Raw genomic sequence first — 16,640 nt, forward strand, 5'->3', positions numbered from 1 at the left:
CGTTTCACCCCGTCCCGGTCAGCTCGCGGTGGGGCTCGGTGCGGCGGGGGCCATGGCGCCATGGTAGCGGGGCGCACGCGGGTCGGCCCCGTGTGCACACCCGGTGCGCCGGGCGCCCCGGAGCGGGCAGGATTGGGGGCATGTCGGCTTCCCCCCGCACGTCCCCCCGCGCGCGGGTGCACGGCGCGCGTCGCGAGCGCGTCACCGGTGAGAGCGCGGGGCAGGCGATCCGCATCGGGCTGGCCACCATCACGCTCGTGCTGCTCGCGATCGCGGCGATGCGCGCCCTCGCCGCGGGCACCCCGGCCATCGGCGTGATCACCGTCTCGCTGCTGTTCACGGCGTGCTCCATCGCCGGCGCGCTGCTCGGCGACCAGATGCGCGAGCCGAGCATCGCCGCCAGGTGGCTGGCGCTGGTCGTCCTGGCCTGGATCACGTGCGTGATCGTGTCGCCCGAGTACGTCTGGCTCGCCTTCCCGATCTGGCTGCTCGCGGGGTTCATCCTGTGGCTGCCGGGCGCGCTCGTGCTGAGCGCACTCGTGCTCACCATCACGATCGTCGCGCCCGTGCTGCACGGCGGCGAGACGACGTACGCCGAGGTGATCGGCCCGCTCGTCGGCGGCGCCTTCGCGGTCGGCATCTCGCGCGGGTACCTCGAACTGCTGCGCGACGCGCGCGAGCGTCGGCAGCTCATTGCGTCGCTCACGGCGGCGCAGCAGGAGGCATCCGACCTGCAGGAGGAACTCGCCCGCACGCAGCGCGAGAGCGGCGCCGGCATGGAGCGCACGCGCCTCTCGCGCGACATCCACGACACCGTCGCGCAGAGCCTCACCTCCATCGGCATGCTCGCGCGTGCGGCGCAGGCCGCGAGCTCCCAGCACGACACGCAGCTCGCGCAGATCGAGCTGCTGGCCCGCGAGGGGCTCGCCGACACCCGGCGGATCGTCAACGCGCTCACGCCGAGCGAGCTCGAAGGATCGGGGTTGGGCGATGCACTGCGACGGATGCTGCGCCGGCTGGAGTCCGACACCGAGATCCGCACCGACCTCCGCGTCGACGTCGACGGGCCCGCGCTCTCGACCGCTGCCGAGATCGCGCTGCTGCGCACCACGCAGTCCGCACTGGCGAACGTGCGTGCGCACGCGCACGCGACCAAGGTCGTCGTGAGCCTGGCCGACGTGGGAGGCGGCGTGCGGCTCGACGTCGTCGACGACGGGGTCGGCTTCGACGCGGCGCAGTGGAAGGCCCGGCGCGCCGGCCGGGGCCCCGGGGGATACGGGCTCCGGGCGATGCGGGCGCGCCTGCGCGACCTCGGCGGCGACCTCGACGTCGAGAGCTCGCCCGGTGCGGGAACCGCGCTGTCGGCGTCCCTCCCGCGCGTGGCGGCCGGAACCGCGGGATGAGCGCGCTCCGCGTGCTCCTCGTCGACGACCACCCGGTGGTGCGCGCGGGCCTGCGCGCCGTGCTCTCCGCGACCGGTGACCTCGAGATCGTCGGCGTGGCCGCCACCGGCGAGGAGGCGGTCGCGCTGGCGAAGGTGCGTCGTCCCGACGTCGTGCTCTGCGACCTGCGCCTGGGGGAGGGGATGGACGGCGTGGGCACGACGGCCGCACTCCGCGCCGCGGACCCCGCACTCGTCGTGGTGATGCTCACCACGTTCGACCGCGACGCGGAGGTGCTGGCGGCGATCGAGGCGGGGGCATCCGGCTACCTGCTGAAGGACTCGACCCCCGAGGAGATCGTCGCGGGCGTCCGGAGCGCCGCCCGCGGCGGCACCGTGCTCTCACCCGAGCTCAGTGCCCGCGTGGCATCGGTCGCCGGTTCGTCGCGGGTGACGCTCACGCAGCGCGAGCTCGAGGTGCTGCGCGCGCTCGACACGGGTGCCTCCAACCGCGAGATCGCCCGGCAGCTGTTCGTCAGCGAGGCGACCGTGAAGACCCACCTGGTGCACCTGTTCGAGAAGCTCGGCGTCGACTCGCGCACGCGCGCGAGCGCGGTGGGGCGCGAGACCGGCCTCATCTGACCGCGCGCGTGCCGTCGGGCTCGATCGGCAGCCAGAGCTCGCAGGTCGCGGTGGCGAAGTCGGGCGCGCGTTCGAGCACCGCGACCATCGACGGACCGGGTCGCAGGCGCCACGGGTTGGACGGGAACCAGTCGGTGGCCGTCGCCGACCAGGTCGACTGCAGCGCCGACGGGTAGTCGCCCTCGGCGCGGAAGACCGCCCAGGTGCCCGCGGCGACGTCGATCACGTCGAGGTCGTCAGGCACCGCGGCATCCGCTCCCAGGGCGACGCCGTGCAGGTAGGTGAGCGCGCTGCCCTCGGCGGCGTCGGGATCGACGTCGGCGCTCACCTGGAGCAGGCCCGCCGGCTCGGTGCCGCTCAGCGACTTCAGCCGCTCGTGCTCCGCCACCGGAAGCGCGGCGATGTGCGCCTGGATGTGCGGATTGGCGCCACGGTGGACGAGCGGCACGCGGGCGGCGTGCCCCACGAGTTGGAATTCGGGGCGATCGATGATGCGGGCGTCCATGGAGATGTTCCCTTCGACGGTCAGGCGGAACCTGAGCTGCGGTTGCGTGCGAAGGGTGCCGCCATCGCGGCGCACGTCCGCCGGGCTCGCGCCGTGCACCGCACGGAATGCCCGGGTGAACGCCTCGACCGAGCCGTAGCCGTAGCGCACCGCGATGTCGAGCAGTCGCTCGTCGCCGCGCAGGTCCGCGGCCGCGACGGTCATCCGCCGTCGCCGCACGTACTCCGACACGGGCATGCCGGCCAGCGACGCGAACATGCGGCGCAGGTGGTACTCGGTCGTGCCGAGTTCGCGGGCGAGGCCGGGCACGTCGAGATCGTCCGCGAGGTGGTCCTCGACGAACTCGACGAGTCGGTTCAGGTTCGCGATCACGGGTGCTCCCTTCGAGACGAGCTTCGCGGTCGTCCGGGCGCAGCACCCGACCGTTCCGGTCCGATTCGATCGTGCACCATGCATGCCCATGCATGCCCATGCGTGCCCATGCGGACGATCGCGACCGTGCGATCGCTACGTTGGTCGCATGCCGTTCGCCCTGGTGCTCACCGCCGTCCTGTTCGTGCTCGCCGTCTTCCAGTTCGCGCTCGTGATCGGCGCGCCGCTCGGCCACTTCGCGTGGGGCGGCCGGCACCGCGTGCTGCCCGCGCGCCTGCGGGTCGGCAGCGCGGTGTCGATCGTCGTCTACGCGTTCATCGTGGCGATCGCCTGGGATCGCGTGGGGCTCATCGACGTGTTCGGCGCGCAGTTCTCGGAGGTCGCGATGTGGGTCGTCTTCGGCTACCTCGCGCTGGGAATCCTGATGAACGCGGTGTCGCGCAGCGTCGCCGAGCGCGCCCTGATGGTGCCGGTGTCGATCGTGCTCGCGGGCTGCTCGCTGCTCATCGCGCTGGGGTACGGCGAGCTGGCGACCGCCGCCTGATCTCAACCGTTCGGTTGATCCGCTCGGTCGCAGGCCGGGAGAGGCTGTCACGGCAACCTCGAAAGGATTCACCGTGCGCCGTCTCTTCACCGCCTCGTTCACGTATCTCATCGCCGGGGTGCTCTCCGGCCTGTTCTACCGGGAGTTCACGAAGCTCAACGGTTTCCCCGAGGGGGAGTCGACCCAACTCGGGCTCGCGCACACCCACCTGCTGACGCTGGGGTTCGTGGTGCTGCTGGTCGTGCTGGTGCTCGAGCGACTCTTCGCACTCTCGCGCAGTCGCCTGTTCGGCTGGTTCTTCTGGACCTACAACACCGGTGTCGTGCTCACCTCGGCGATGCTCGTCTGGCACGGCTCGCTGACGGTGCTGGGGGAGGAGCCGGGCGCGATGATCGCCGGCATCGCCGGACTCGGCCACATGCTGCTCACCGCGGGCCTGGTGCTGCTGATGTCGGCACTCGGGCGTGCCCTCGGGCGAGAGCGGGCGGATGCCCCTGAGCCGGCCGCGCTCGTTGCCTGACGCGTGGGCGTCAGTTCGAGAAAGGCAGGTATTCGAAGGAGTACCGGGCGCTGGCGCAGAGCTGCCCGCCGCTGGACAATTGCTGGATCGTCACGAAGACGTCGGCGCCGTCCTCTTCGCCGCCGGGGCGGGTGATCGTGAACTGGAGCCTGCCTTGCGCGTCGAGCGTGTCCGCCCTCACCGGGAAGTCCTGAGGGAAGGTCGTGACGCCGTTGATGCCGGTGAAGTCCAGTCCCTCCACGGCAGTGACCCGGATGGTCATCTCGGCGGCGATCGCCGCCGATGCATTCGTCCCGTAGTTGAGGCTGACGTCGATCGAGTCGACACCCTGATCCAGCTTCGAGGTGCCCACGAAGAGCACGCAGACCGGTGCCGGTTCGCTCGCGGCGGCGACGGGAACCGTCGCGGCGAGTGCGATCGTCGGGAGGGCCCAGGCTGCGCCGGTGACGATGCCTCGGCGCGAGAGCGGAGTGGGCTCGACGTGACCGTCGCTCTGGCTGCGGTGGGGCGTGCTCGGCGACATCGTGCTCCTTCGGGCGGCTGGGCTGGCGAGCGGAGCCGCCGCGAAGCGGAAGCGGACTGCGGCGACAGGTTCAGGCTAGCGGGGCCGACCTCACCGCGATAGGGCGAACCGCGTGGAGTTCGCCTAGAACGACTGGCCCTCGCCCTGACCGCTCGCCGGCGCGGAGAGGTGGGTCTGCACGAAGCGCCAGCCGGCGTCGGTGCGTACCAGGCCCACCGTCAGGCGCAGCCCCGGTGCGGCGAACGACTGGCCGCCGACCGTGCCGACCACCGCGACGTCGCAGTACGCGAACGCCGCGTCGCCGACGATCGTCGCGTGCACGTTGGTGAACCGCATCTCGACCTCGTCGGCCTGCGAGAAGTCGCGCTCCGCCTGGACGCGGTATTCGTCGAGTCCGAACCGCACCTCGTCGGCACCGGTGCCGACCAACTGCACGTCGTCGCCGTACCCCATCGCGAGCAGCGCCTCGACGTCCTGGGCCCGATACGCGTCGGACCAGCCCTCGAGCACCGCTCCGATCTCGTCAACCGCCGCACTGGACATCGTGACCTCCTCGTCACTCGCTGAATAGTCCTCAGTTTGGCACCGCGTTCCGCAGTCGGGAAGAGGTGACGTTCGGCACGGCTGAGGGGGTCACCGATCGGTGCTGAGCGTATAGACGACTCCGAACACGACGAACACCCCGAGAGCGAGGCCCACGAGGACTTCGACCCGCGAAAGCCAGTCCAGAGCGCGCATGAGCGCGCGGAACGGACGGGGAGGTACTCGGCCGGGGCGCACGCCCGAATCCTCTCGCAGGTGCACGGAGCATGCAGTTCGACACAGCGCCACCTGTGGACGCGCCATGTGCGGCCGTTCGCTTGTCGTCCACAGCGGTCATCGGCGTCGCCCCGGGAAGCGTGAGGAGGTCGTGCCCGATGCGGGCGCGGATCGACGCGAGGTAGTCGGACCTCGGCATAGCTGGGAGTCACCGCAGCGGGCCTACGCGCCTCGGAGTACGGTCGGGGGAACGCCGGCGCTCCGAGCGTCGGATCGCAGGCACACGGAGGTGTCCCGTTGGTGATCCCGATTCCCGTCCACGTGCGCGGCGCGTGCCCGCACGACTGTCCCGACACGTGCGGGTGGCAGGTCACCGTCGAGGACGGGCGGGCGACGAAGCTCGCCGGAGATCCGGAGCATCCGTACTCCCGGGGCACCCTCTGCGCGAAGGTCAACCGCTACCTCGACCGCGTGTACGCCGACGAGCGCGTGCTGCACCCGTTGCGGCGAGTCGGGCCGAAGGGATCGGGGCAGTTCGAGCGGGTCTCGTGGGAAACTGCGCTCCGCGAGATCGCGGCCGGCCTCACCGAGCGCATCGACCGCCACGGCGGCGAGACCGTGCTGCCGTTCAGCTACATGGGCACCCAGGGGCTGCTGCAGGGCAGCGGCGCGGGGGACCGGTTCTTCGGTCGCATCGGGGCGACGCAGCTCGTGCGTGCCGTCTGCGCGTCGACGGGATCGACGGGTGTGGCGCAGGCGATCGGCACGAACGTGGGCATCATGCCCCACGAGATCCGGCACGCGCGCTTCATCGTGCTGTGGGGCACGAACACGATCGTCACCAACGTGCACCTCTGGCCGTTCATCCGCGAGGCGCGGGCGGCAGGCGCGCAGGTCGTCGTGATCGACCCGGCCGCGACGCGCACCGCGCGATCGGCCGACTGGCACGTGCAGCCGCTTCCCGGCACCGACACGGCGCTGGCGATGGGCCTCATGCACGTGATCGTACGCGACGGGCTGCAGGACGCCGAGTACCTCGAGCAGCATGCGACGGGGTTCGACGACTTCGCCGAACGACTCGACGAGTTCACGCCCGAGCGCGTCGCGGCGACCTGCGGGCTCCGGGCGGACGAGATCGTGCGACTCGCGCACGCCTACGCCGCCTCGCCGGCATCCTGCATCCGCCTGCTCGTGGGCATGGAGCATCGGGCGGCCGGCGCGGAGACCTTCCGCACGATCGCGTACCTGCCCGTCGTGACCGGCGCGTGGCGCCACCGGGGCGGGGGACTGCTCTTCCTGACGGCCGGCCTGCACTGGGACGCCATGAACGTCGAGCCGCTGCAGCGCGTGGACCTCGTCTCGGCGGACACGCGATCGGTCAACATGATCCAGGTCGGGCGGGCGCTGACGGATGCGACGCAGGAGCCGCCGATCACAGCGATGATCGTGCACGGCGCGAACCCCGTCGTCACGATGCCGAACCAGGCGCTCACGATCGAGGGCCTCATGCGCGACGACCTCCTGACGGTCGTGCACGAGCAGTTCCTCACCGACACCGCCCGGTACGCCGACTACGTGCTGCCGGCCACGACCCAGGTCGAGCACCTCGACCTGATGTGGTCGTGGGGGCACGACGTGATCGCGGTCAACCGGCCCGCGATCGATCCGGTGGGCGAGGCGGTGTCGACCACCGAGTTCTTCCGCCGGCTCTCGTCGGCGATGGGACTCGAGGACGCGTACCTGCACCTCAGCGACGACGAGATGCTCGACATCGCGATGGACAGCGATGGGTTCCGGGGCATGGAGATCACCCGGGAGCGGCTCGAGGGGGAAGGGTGGGCGCGGCTCGACTCCGAGCGCGGGCCGACGCCGTTCGCCGACGGCGGCTTCCCGACCGACGACGGCAGGTGCGCGTTCGTCGTGCCCGTGGCATCCGCCGCCCTCGACCGGGACGAGCGGTGGCCGCTGCACCTGATCAGCGCGAAGGGGTCACTGCGGTTCCTGAACTCCAGCTACGCACACGTGCCGTGGCACTTGCGGGCGGAGGGTGAGCTGCCCGTGGCACTTAACCCCGAGGATGCCGCGGAGCGCGGCATTGCGGACGGCGATCGCGTCGACGTGGTCAACGCACGCGGGTCGGTGGCGGCGACCGCGCGCCTCGGCGACGTGCGGCGGGGCGTGGTCGCGTTGCCGTCGGGCTGGGCGCGTGGCGCCGAAGGCACGTCGGCGAACGTGCTGACGCCCGACGGGCTGAGCGATGCCGGCGGCGGTGGCGACTTCCACGACGCGTTCGTCGAGGTCATGCCGGCGCCGGCGTCCGTGCCGGAGGAGTCCGCTGGGGCCGAGGGGCGAGCCCGGGGGAGCGCAGTCGGTTCAGGCGCGGAGCAGCGGCGGTGGATTCCAGCGACCGTCGAGGACCTCCGGTCGCGGCGCGTAGAGCCGTAGGGTCAGCCCCAGGGGCCCCGGCGGGGCGGGGAGCCAGTTCGCCTCGGCCCCGGCACCGGGGCTGCGGCTCGCGATCGCGAGGTCGAGCGATCCGTCGTCGTTGTAGTGCAGCGCATCGCGATCGCCCAGTGCGTATCGGCCGAGCGGGTTGGGGACGGTGAATCCCGTCTGGTCGTACATCGTGAGCGACCAGAAGGCGTCCACCGGCGGAAGCGCGTCGGCGGCGAAGTGCAGCACGTACTCGTGCTCGCCGACGGGAATCTCGCCGTGCTCGTCCGTCACGAGCATCGGGTAGACCGCGTCCTCGGGCAGGTTCGCGCCGAGCCCGATCATCGCGACGACCGCGCGGTACAGGTAGTCGGTGCCGTACACGCCGATTCCTGCGCGCCGCATCGACCAGCCGTCGACCACCGGCGCCGACCGCGGGATGCTCGCACGCATGTGTGCAAGCGCTTCCACGGGTGCGGCCGCCAGGGCCGCGGACACCTCGGGTGATGCAGCCTCCGGGTCGAAGGGGCGCCCGGGTCGGATGCCCAGGTGATGGAGGCGCGCGAGCACGGGTTGGTCCGTCGGATGCGGGGGAGCGACGTCGAGCAGCGTAGACGCACGCCGGAAGAACTCGACACCGGGCATCGCGCCGACCTGGTCCATCGGCGAGGGGTCGCGGTCGGGCGCCTCGGGTACGGGCGCCGGGCCGCGGTCGACCAGGGGGCGGATGCCGAAGCCGTCCTGGACGGCGTGCACCGCCTCGTAGTCGGCGGGGCCATTCGTCTGGGTGCGCCCGAGCACCCAGACCCAGGGCGTCGGCGCGTCGATCCGCTCGAGGTCGCCCGGCAGTTCGTCCCGCCACCCGGGAGGCACGATCGCATACGAACCCGTGGCTCCGCCGGTCGTGCGCGTACCGACGACGGCGAACACGTCGGTCCACATGTCGAGCAGCGGCAGCATGAAGTACCGATCCACCTCGCGGCTCACCGAGAGCACCACGGGGCCGTCGTTCAGGTCGAGCCATGCGGGGGAGTAGAGCGTGTCGAAGTTCGGGCGTACGACGTCGGTGAAGTCCCCGCGGGGGAATGCGCGCATGTGGAGGAACGTGTTCGCGGGGCCGCACCCCGGGATCCGGTCGGCGGGCACGCTCGTCGTCAGCCGGCGCGTCAGGTCCATCAGGACGAGCGGGTAGAGGTAGAGGTACCCCTCGACGGCGATCCGCTCCAGCTCGCCGCGACGTCCGGCCATGAGCATCTCCTCCCTGCGGCGGGTCGCTCGATGCCGGGAGCGCACCGCACGATCGCACGAGATCGCGACGCCTCGTCGCGATCTGTTCGACACGGTACGCGCAGGGGAACGGCTCGCCAGGGTCCAAGGACCCGGGGCCGGCGCCGAATGCCCGAGCCCGCGGGAGCCGGATGCTCCGGGGCGCCGGACTACTGATCCCCGGACGACGTCCGGCTGAGCAGGCTCTGCGCGATCGAGAGGGTGGCGAGGGCCTGGACGGATTCCCACGTGCCGGGCTTCAGCTTCGCCGCGGTCTGGGCGGCCTGGGCCGCGTACGCGTCGGCGAGTCGGGCGGCGTCGTTGTTGCTCATGGATACTCCTCGGGGACGAGTCATGGCACCGGCTCGTGCCGGTGCCACCTCGTGGCTCACGCTAGTGGCGACGGGGCACCGGGGAGCGGCGACGGCAGTCACTGTTCATAGGAACTGACATAATGTGCATTATCGGACACAGCCTATCGCGAACGTGTGGCCGGAATCCCGGGTGCCGAATGTCCTGCGCATGCGACGGGTGGGCTGCGGCAGAATGGCGGCATGACCTTCGGCAGGGTCGCATACGTGCTCGGCGGCGGCGGCGTGCTCGGCGCCGTGCAGGTCGGCATGGTCCGGGCGCTGCTGGAACGCGGCATCCGACCCGACCTGGTCGTCGGCACGTCGATCGGCGCGATCAACGGCGCGATCATCGCCGCCGACGTCGACGAGAGCGTCGATCGGCTCGATCAGGCGTGGTCGTCCCGTGAGGCGCGATCGATGGCATCCGGCATGGGCATCCGCCCCGGGCGCGCCCACGTGATGTCGACGGCGCCGCTCCGCAGGCTGCTCGAGCACGGACTCGGCGGCGCGCACAGCTTCCGCGACCTCCGGGTGGAGTTCCGCTGCTGCGCCGCGAGCATCGAGCGGGCCGCCGAGCACTGGTTCACGAGCGGACCGCTCGTGCCCGCGGTGCTGGCTTCGTCTGCGGTGCCGGGCGTGTTCCGCCCGGTGCGCATCGGCGGCGAGCACTTCGTGGACGGCGGCATCGTCAACTCGATCCCGCTCGGCGAAGCCGTCGCCGCCGGCGCGACGGAACTCGTCGTGCTGCAGGTCGGCCGCATCGAGCATCCGCTCAGCGCGCCGCAGTCCCACCTCGCGACCGCGCGGATCGCCCTGGAGATCTCGCGCCGGCACCGGTTCGCCCGCGACTCCGCCGCGCTGCCCGAGGGCGTGCGCATGCACGTGCTGCCGACCGGTACGAGTTCGTCCCGCGACAACCGCATCGCCCGCAACCTCACCTCGAAGGCGATCCGCCGGCGGATCGACGCCGCCTACGCCGCATCGGCCGACTACCTCGACGCCCGTGCCGAGGCGGGCGCACTCCCGGCCGCGAGCGACTGATGCGACTCCCCCCGCGATGGGTGCGCCGGTGCGTGATCGCACCGCTCGTCGTCGTGCTCGCCCTCGGCCTCACGCTCACGCTGCCGGTCTGGCTCGTCCTTGCGGTCATCGCCTCGCTCATCATGGGCTGGCGGTTCCGCATCCCGCGCATCCTCTGGATGCTCGACGTCTACCTGCTCTGGGAGGCGGCAGCGCTCATCGGGCTGCTCGGCCTGTGGATCGCCTCCGGCTTCGGATGGCGCATGCATCGGCCTCCGATGCAGCACGCGCACTACCGGTTCGTGGCGCGCATGCTCCGCTTCCTGTTCTGGAACGCCCACTGGGCACTCCGGCTCGACATCGAGGTGCGCGTGCCGCCCGGCTTCCACGACGACGCGCGGCCTGCGGTCATCGCCAGCCGTCATGCCGGGCCGGCCGACTCGTTCATCCTCATCCACGCCGTGCTGAACTGGTTCGACCGCTCCCCCAGGATCGTGATGAAGGACACGATGCAGTGGGACCCCGCGGTCGACGTCGTGCTGAACCGTCTCCCGAACCGGTTCATCGCTCCCCCTCCCCTGCACGCGGTGAACCGCCGGGAGGATACGGACGTCATCGCCCGCATCCGTGAGCTCGCGACCGGGATGGGGTCGGGCGACGCGTTCGTGATCTTCCCCGAGGGCGGCAACTTCACGCCCGAGCGGCGCGCCCGCGCCATCGAGCGGCTGCACGCCGCGGGTCTGCACGCCGCGGCGGAGCGCGCCTCCCGCATGATGCACGTGATGGCGCCACGGCCCGCCGGCCTCTTCGCTGCACTCGACGGCGCTCCTGACGCCGACGTGTTCTTCGTCGCGCACACCGGGCTCGACCGCATCCGCTCGATCGGCGACGTGTGGAAGGAGCTGCCCACCGACACCGCCATCGTGATGCGGTTCTGGACCGTGTCGCGGTCGCGCATCCCCGTCGACCACGACGAGCGCCTCGAGTGGCTCATGGACGAATGGGAGGCGATCGACCGGTGGATCGATCGGGCACGCACCGAGTGACGCGGCGCGGATGCACGTGATCAGCGCGGTGCACGGAGGCCGATCGCCCACCCGAGCGCGTGGAACGCGAGCCCGATCCCCCAGAACAGGGTGATCCAGTACGCCCAGGTGAAGCCGCCCCCGGTGATCCAGTCGAGGAACCAGAAGAAGCCGTTGATGATCGCGAAGGCCCCGACGTGCCAGAGGATGGCGTCGGTCGACCGGCGACGACGATCCGCACGCTCGGCCGGTTCGGTGGTGGCATCCATGACGACGGGCGCTCCTCACTGACGTGGTGTCGGCTCCCATGCTGGCGACGATGCGGCGCCGACACGAGGTCCAAGGTCCTGCCCGGTCCGCCTTGCTGGGAATACTCTGAGAACGACGAATCCGCCCATACAGGAGGTCGACCGCATGTCCAGTCCCCAACCGACGCCCATGTTCGCGTCGTTCACGCTCGACGCCGACGCACTCACGAAGTCCGCCGTGAACGGCGTCCGCGCCGCCCTCGGCATCAGCGGCGTGGTCGCGCTCGTCCTCGGCGCCATCATCACGTTCTGGCCCAAGGGCGCCGCCGTCGGCATCACGGTGATGCTGGCGATCTACTTCCTGGTGGCCGGCCTCGTCTACCTGGGGGTCGGCATCTTCTCCCGCGGACTCAAGGGCGGGGCGAGGGCGCTCGACATCATCCTCGGCGTGCTCTTCATCGTGGCCGCCGTGCTGGCGTTCGCGAACCTCACCGCGACCGCCGAGTTCCTCGCGATCTTCATGGGCGTGCTGATCGGCATCGTCTGGATCATCGAGGGCATCGTCGCGCTCGCGCAGGCCGGCGACACGACCTCGAAGGGCTGGACGATCTTCTTCGGCATCCTGAGCATCGTCGCGGGCATCGTGCTGCTGTTCTCGCCGTTCTGGGGCGCCCTGCTGCTCTTCCTGATCGCCGGGATCAGCCTGATGATCCTCGGCATCGTGCAGATCGTCCGCGCCTTCACCTTCGGACGCGGCGTCACCGCCTGAGCGCGTCGCACCGGCGGGCTCGGGAGCTTCCCGGGCCCGCCGGGCTCATCCCACGGACTCGAGGCCGTACCCGAAGACCACGACGCCGATCAGCAGCACGATGACGGCCGTGACCGACCCGTTGTTGCGCACCATCCATTCGCGGGTGCGCACGAGGCGGGCCGTCATGCGATCCGGGGCGGCGAGCGTGAGGACGATCGGCACCGCGACCGTCGACGCGGCGACGAGCGTGTAGATCCCGATCACCACCGCCGACTCCCCCGCCGCGAGCTCGGCACCGCGGATGTTCAGGCCCGCGGCCGTGGCCAGGAGGATGGCCTTGGGCCGCACGTTCAGCAGCAGCGAGACGCCGAGCGACGACCACGGACCGAACGACGACACCGTCGACAGCCAGCCGGGCATCGAGTACGCGGCGGTCCGCAGCGAACGACGGAGCCGGAGCACGCCGAAGACGACGAGCGCGACGCCGACCAGCAGTTCGGCGATGCCGAGCGCGACGTCCGGCTGCCGATCGGAGCGCGGGGTCGGGATCGCCTGCGCACCGAGCGTGGTGAGCGTCACGACCAACGCGAGCCCCACGACGGTGCCGATGAGGAACGGCAGCGCCGCTCGCCTCCGGTTCGGCGACAGCAGGATCAGGATCGTCGCCATGATCGGCACCGAGCTGATGGCCATGGCCAGGGCCACGGGCAGCACGTGCGCGATCGCCTGCAGCACGGTGCCCCCTCCCCCCGCATCCGCCGCGAGGCCGCCGATCCGACTACTCGGCGGCGAACCCCGAGACGTCGCCGACGTAGCGCGTGTTGCCCTCGGGCACCGGGTCGACCGCGGCCGACGCCACCTCGGCGGCGAACTCCGACACGTTGTACAGGCGACCGGCCTGCTCCTTGCGCGCCCCGATCGCGCCGGGATTGGCCCGCTCGAGCAGGGTGGCCGTGATGGTGCCCTCGATCATGTCGCCCGAGACGACCACGAACCCGAAGCCCGCGTCCTCGAGCGCGGGGATGCGCTCGCGCAGGGCGTCCTCGCCGGCGCGCTTCGACAGGGCGACCGGCTCGTACTCGGGCATCGTCGGCGTGGTGCGGATGAAGTGCGCCTGGTGGCTCGTGACGAACACGATGCGGGCGCCGGGGTTCAGGACCGGCAGCGCGCGCTCCAGCACGTTGACCTGGGCATCGCGGTTCAGGACCATCGCGTAGTCCTCCGCCATGCCCGACTCCATGCCGCCGGATGCATTGAGCACGAGGACGTCGATGCCGCCGAACGCATCCTTCGCCTCCTGCATCATGCGTGCCACGGACTCCGGGTCGGTGAGGTCGGCGCCGACCGCGATCGCACGACCGCCGGCGGCGGTCAGCTCGTCGACGAGCTTGCGCGCGCGCGCCTCCTTGTTGCGGTAGTTCACGACGACGTTCGCACCTGCCTCGGACAGGTAGCGGACCGTGTCGGCGCCGATGCCGCGCGAGGAGCCGGTGACGAGTGCGGTGGTGCCGGTGAGGGACCCGGGAGCCAGAGGATTGTTCACAGGACGACCCTACCAACGCGGCCATTCCGGGCCCGCCCGGTGATAGCTTCGTCACAGGCGTCGAAGGGGCTGGTACATGTTCGATCTCTCCCAGTACGTCTGGCTCGTCTGGTTGACCTTCATCGTCGTGTGCATCATCATCGAGCTCCTCACGCTCGAGTTCACGTTCCTCATGATCGCGTTCGGTTCGATCGCCGGACTCGGCGCCGAACTGCTCGGAGCCCCGTGGTGGCTGCAGTTCCTGATCGCGGCCGCCGTGTCGGTGCTGCTGATCCTCACCATCCGTCCGGTGCTGCTGCGCTACATGCGCCGCGGCGAGGACCCGACGCCGAGCAACATCGCCGCGCTGCTCGGCATGACGGGCCGCGTGGTCGGTCCCGTCACGGAGACCTCCGGGCTCGTCAAGCTCGCCAACGGCGAGACCTGGACCGCCCGCCTCTCCCCCACCACCGAGCAACGCACCGTCGCGCCCGGCGAGACGGTGCTCGTGACCCTCGTCGACGGAGCGACCGTCGTCATCATCCCCACCGAACGCGCCGCATCCTGACGATGCGGCCATCCGACAGGAGCACCCATGCCCAGTGACGTGACCGACGTCGTCGGCCAGCTCTTCCTGATCGTCCTGCTCATCGCGGTCGGCGTCTTCGTCATCGTGGTGCTCGTCCGAGCGATCCGGATCATCCCGCAGGCGTACGCCGGCGTGGTCGAGCGCCTCGGCCGCTACCACAAGACCCTCACCCCGGGCCTGAACATCCTGGTCCCCTTCATCGACCGGGTGCGACCGCTCGTCGACATGCGCGAGCAGGTCGTCTCGTTCCCGCCGCAGCCGGTGATCACCGAGGACAACCTCGTCGTCTCGATCGACACGGTCGTCTACTTCCAGGTGACCGATGCCCGCGCCGCGACGTACGAGATCGCGAGCTACCTCGGGGCGGTCGAGCAGCTGACGACCACGACGCTCCGCAACGTGGTCGGCGGCCTCAACCTCGAGGAGGCGCTGACCAGCCGCGAGGAGGTCAACTCGAAGCTGCGGATCGTGCTCGACGAGGCGACGGGCAAGTGGGGCATCCGCGTCAGCCGCGTCGAGCTGAAGGCGATCGACCCGCCCGTGTCCATCCAGGACTCGATGGAGAAGCAGATGCGCGCCGAGCGCGATCGTCGTGCCGCGATCCTCACCGCGGAGGGCACGAAGCAGTCCGCGATCCTGGAGGCGGAGGGCCGACGGCAGGCCTCCATCCTCAAGGCCGAGGGCGACGCGAAGGCCGCCGTGCTGCGCGCACAGGGCGAGGCGGAGGCCATCACCACGGTGTTCGACGCCATCCACCGCGGCGACCCCGACCCGAAGCTGCTCGCGTACCAGTACCTGCAGACGCTGCCGCAGATCGCCAGCGGCGAGGCGAACAAGCTCTGGATCGTGCCGAGCGAGCTCACCGAGGCGCTCAAGGGCGTCAGCTCGGCATTCGCTCCCGGGCGGGGCGCTCCCCCGGCGGGCGGGCACGCCGCACCGCGCGACTGACCGGTCGGATGCTGCTGGAGGGGCCGCCCCCGCGCGTGCTCGCCCACCGCGGCCTGGCCATCGACGCGCCCGAGAACACGCTCGCCGCGTTCCGGGCGGCGCTGGCGACGGGCATCCGCATCGTCGAGACCGACGTGCACGTGTCCGCCGACGGGATCGCCGTGATCGCGCACGACCCGGACCTGCGTCGCACGGCGGGGCTCGATCGGCGGGTCTCCGAGCTCACCGCGGACGACCTCGCCGACGTCGACCTGGGCGGGGGCCACGGCGTGCCCATGCTCGCCGACGCCCTCGCCACGTTCCCCGACGCCCGCTTCAACATCGACCTGAAGGTCGAGGAGGTGCTGTCGCCGGCCGTCGCGGCGATCCGCGCGGCAGGGGCTTCCGAGCGCGTGCTGCTCACCTCGTTCGACGAGGGCCGCCGCGTGCGCGCCGCGCAGGCGTTGCCGGGCGTGGCCACCTCGCCGGGCTCCCTCGGGGTGCTGCGGGTGCTCGTCGCGACCCGGCTCGGGAGCGACCGCCGGGTGCGACGGATGCTGCGCGGCGCCGTGGCCGTGCAGGTGCCCGAGCGCGTGCGCGGACTGCGGATCGTGACCCCCCGGTTCGTGCGGCGCGTGCACGCGGCGGGCGCCGAGGTGCACGTCTGGACGGTCAACGCGCCGGACGACATGCGCCGCCTGCTCGACCTCGGCGTCGACGGAATCGTCACCGACCGCGCCGACCTCGCGCTCGACGTGCTCCGCGAGCGATCGCCCGGCTGAGAATCGTCTGGCAATCACGCAGCCCGCGGGAAGGGAACGCCCAGCTTGGTCGTCTATAACGGTTCGGAGACGATCGAGGGAAGGAGCGCGTCATGGCTGACCGGAGTCTACGAGGAATGCGCCTCGGAGCGCAGAGCCTGCAGAGCGAAGACGGCGTCGTGTTCGCCGACCGCGCGGAGTACACCTACCGCTGCGAGCACTGCTCGCAGGAGACGGTGATGGTCTTCTCGACCGAGGCCGAGATCCCCGAGACGTGGGAGTGCCGCCACTGTGCGCGCGAGGCCACGCTGCTGGTCGACTCGAAGCCCGTCGAGGTGGACCGCTCGGCCGAGAAGACCGGCCGCACGCACTGGGACATGCTGCTCGAGCGCCGCACGCGCGCCGAGCTGGAGGAGCTCCTCGAGGAGCGCCTGCAGTACCTGCGCGCCCGTCGCGGCGAGGCGCAGGACCAGCACAAGATCGGCGCCTGAGCCGCCGA

At 71.2% G+C, this 16,640-nt stretch carries 20 protein-coding genes; 12 read left to right on the top strand and 8 right to left on the bottom strand.

Features of this window, described 5'->3' with window-relative positions; genetic code table 11:
- Positions 1–140: 140 nt before the first annotated feature.
- Positions 141–1,403: a sensor histidine kinase gene (locus ABZK10_RS13900; RefSeq protein ID WP_353809894.1), complete on the top strand. Its 1,263-nt coding sequence runs from the start codon at positions 141–143 to the stop codon at positions 1,401–1,403.
- The gene (locus ABZK10_RS13905) at positions 1,400–2,023 is read left to right on the top strand and encodes a response regulator (RefSeq protein ID WP_353809895.1); all 624 of its coding nucleotides are present in this window, start codon (positions 1,400–1,402) and stop codon (positions 2,021–2,023) included. Before ABZK10_RS13900 ends, ABZK10_RS13905 begins: the two co-directional genes overlap by 4 nt.
- Here the strand turns inward: ABZK10_RS13905 and ABZK10_RS13910 are convergent.
- Positions 2,016–2,900: an AraC family transcriptional regulator gene (locus tag ABZK10_RS13910; RefSeq protein ID WP_353809896.1), complete on the bottom strand. Its 885-nt coding sequence runs from the start codon at positions 2,898–2,900 to the stop codon at positions 2,016–2,018. The genes ABZK10_RS13905 and ABZK10_RS13910 overlap by 8 nt on opposite strands.
- Positions 2,901–3,048: 148 nt before the next feature.
- Between ABZK10_RS13910 and ABZK10_RS13915 the strand changes: the two genes are divergently transcribed.
- Positions 3,049–3,444: a hypothetical protein gene (locus ABZK10_RS13915; protein ID WP_353809897.1), complete on the top strand. Its 396-nt coding sequence runs from the start codon at positions 3,049–3,051 to the stop codon at positions 3,442–3,444.
- Positions 3,445–3,517: 73 nt separating this feature from the next.
- Positions 3,518–3,964 (top strand): DUF2871 domain-containing protein, encoded by a 447-nt coding sequence (locus ABZK10_RS13920; RefSeq protein WP_353809898.1) that lies wholly within the window; start codon positions 3,518–3,520, stop codon positions 3,962–3,964.
- Between the two features lie 10 nt (positions 3,965–3,974).
- On the opposite strand, the gene ABZK10_RS13925 is transcribed toward ABZK10_RS13920, so the two are convergent.
- Positions 3,975–4,487 carry a hypothetical protein gene (locus ABZK10_RS13925; protein WP_353809899.1) on the bottom strand — a complete coding sequence of 171 codons (513 nt, stop codon included), beginning with the start codon at positions 4,485–4,487 and terminating at the stop codon, positions 3,975–3,977.
- Positions 4,488–4,610: 123 nt separating this feature from the next.
- Positions 4,611–5,030, bottom strand: a complete 420-nt coding sequence (locus ABZK10_RS13930) for a nuclear transport factor 2 family protein (RefSeq protein ID WP_353809900.1) — start codon at positions 5,028–5,030, stop codon at positions 4,611–4,613.
- Positions 5,031–5,546: 516 nt separating this feature from the next.
- Between ABZK10_RS13930 and ABZK10_RS13935 the strand changes: the two genes are divergently transcribed.
- Entirely contained in the window at positions 5,547–7,691 is a 2,145-nt protein-coding gene (locus tag ABZK10_RS13935; RefSeq protein WP_353809901.1) for a molybdopterin-containing oxidoreductase family protein, read from the top strand.
- Here ABZK10_RS13935 and ABZK10_RS13940 read toward each other — a convergent pair.
- Together ABZK10_RS13940 and ABZK10_RS13945 are read right to left on the bottom strand one after the other, a co-directional pair.
- Entirely contained in the window at positions 7,620–8,927 is a 1,308-nt protein-coding gene (locus ABZK10_RS13940) for a DUF1254 domain-containing protein (protein WP_353809902.1), read from the bottom strand. The two genes, ABZK10_RS13935 and ABZK10_RS13940, sit on opposite strands and share 72 nt — an antisense overlap.
- Before the next feature lie 188 nt (positions 8,928–9,115).
- Positions 9,116–9,277, bottom strand: a complete 162-nt coding sequence (locus tag ABZK10_RS13945) for a hypothetical protein (protein ID WP_353809903.1) — start codon at positions 9,275–9,277, stop codon at positions 9,116–9,118.
- 222 nt (positions 9,278–9,499) lie between these two features.
- On the opposite strand from ABZK10_RS13945, the gene ABZK10_RS13950 reads away from it, so the two are divergent.
- On the top strand, positions 9,500–10,339 hold the full coding sequence (locus tag ABZK10_RS13950; RefSeq protein WP_353809904.1) for a patatin-like phospholipase family protein: 840 nt from the start codon (positions 9,500–9,502) through the stop codon (positions 10,337–10,339).
- A gap of 32 nt (positions 10,340–10,371) precedes the next feature.
- The gene (locus ABZK10_RS13955; protein WP_353809905.1) at positions 10,372–11,364 is read left to right on the top strand and encodes a 1-acyl-sn-glycerol-3-phosphate acyltransferase; all 993 of its coding nucleotides are present in this window, start codon (positions 10,372–10,374) and stop codon (positions 11,362–11,364) included.
- Positions 11,365–11,384: 20 nt separating this feature from the next.
- On the opposite strand, the gene ABZK10_RS13960 is transcribed toward ABZK10_RS13955, so the two are convergent.
- On the bottom strand, positions 11,385–11,612 hold the full coding sequence (locus ABZK10_RS13960) for a 2TM domain-containing protein (RefSeq protein WP_353809906.1): 228 nt from the start codon (positions 11,610–11,612) through the stop codon (positions 11,385–11,387).
- Positions 11,613–11,757: 145 nt separating this feature from the next.
- Here ABZK10_RS13960 and ABZK10_RS13965 point away from each other — a divergent pair, with 145 nt between their 5' ends.
- Positions 11,758–12,360, top strand: a complete 603-nt coding sequence (locus tag ABZK10_RS13965) for an HdeD family acid-resistance protein (protein ID WP_353809907.1) — start codon at positions 11,758–11,760, stop codon at positions 12,358–12,360.
- A gap of 45 nt (positions 12,361–12,405) precedes the next feature.
- On the opposite strand, the gene ABZK10_RS13970 is transcribed toward ABZK10_RS13965, so the two are convergent.
- Both ABZK10_RS13970 and ABZK10_RS13975 read right to left on the bottom strand, forming a co-directional pair.
- Positions 12,406–13,077, bottom strand: coding sequence for a GAP family protein (locus ABZK10_RS13970; protein ID WP_353809908.1), 672 nt, complete (start codon positions 13,075–13,077; stop codon positions 12,406–12,408).
- 43 nt (positions 13,078–13,120) lie between these two features.
- Positions 13,121–13,885, bottom strand: coding sequence for an SDR family oxidoreductase (locus tag ABZK10_RS13975; RefSeq protein ID WP_353809909.1), 765 nt, complete (start codon positions 13,883–13,885; stop codon positions 13,121–13,123).
- A 76-nt stretch (positions 13,886–13,961) separates the two neighbouring features.
- Here ABZK10_RS13975 and ABZK10_RS13980 point away from each other — a divergent pair, with 76 nt between their 5' ends.
- The 4 genes from ABZK10_RS13980 to ABZK10_RS13995 all read left to right on the top strand — a co-directional run bounded on the left by ABZK10_RS13980 (position 13,962) and on the right by ABZK10_RS13995 (position 16,632).
- The gene (locus ABZK10_RS13980) at positions 13,962–14,432 is read left to right on the top strand and encodes an NfeD family protein (RefSeq protein WP_353809910.1); all 471 of its coding nucleotides are present in this window, start codon (positions 13,962–13,964) and stop codon (positions 14,430–14,432) included.
- 27 nt (positions 14,433–14,459) lie between these two features.
- Positions 14,460–15,401, top strand: coding sequence for an SPFH domain-containing protein (locus ABZK10_RS13985; protein ID WP_353809911.1), 942 nt, complete (start codon positions 14,460–14,462; stop codon positions 15,399–15,401).
- A gap of 8 nt (positions 15,402–15,409) precedes the next feature.
- Positions 15,410–16,162, top strand: a complete 753-nt coding sequence (locus ABZK10_RS13990) for a glycerophosphodiester phosphodiesterase family protein (RefSeq protein ID WP_353809912.1) — start codon at positions 15,410–15,412, stop codon at positions 16,160–16,162.
- Positions 16,163–16,254: 92 nt separating this feature from the next.
- The gene (locus ABZK10_RS13995; protein WP_353809913.1) at positions 16,255–16,632 is read left to right on the top strand and encodes an RNA polymerase-binding protein RbpA; all 378 of its coding nucleotides are present in this window, start codon (positions 16,255–16,257) and stop codon (positions 16,630–16,632) included.
- Positions 16,633–16,640 lie beyond the last annotated feature (8 nt).

Origin of the sequence: Agromyces sp. SYSU T00194, assembly GCF_040496035.1 — a bacterium.
Classification (GTDB): domain Bacteria; phylum Actinomycetota; class Actinomycetes; order Actinomycetales; family Microbacteriaceae; genus Agromyces; species Agromyces chitinivorans.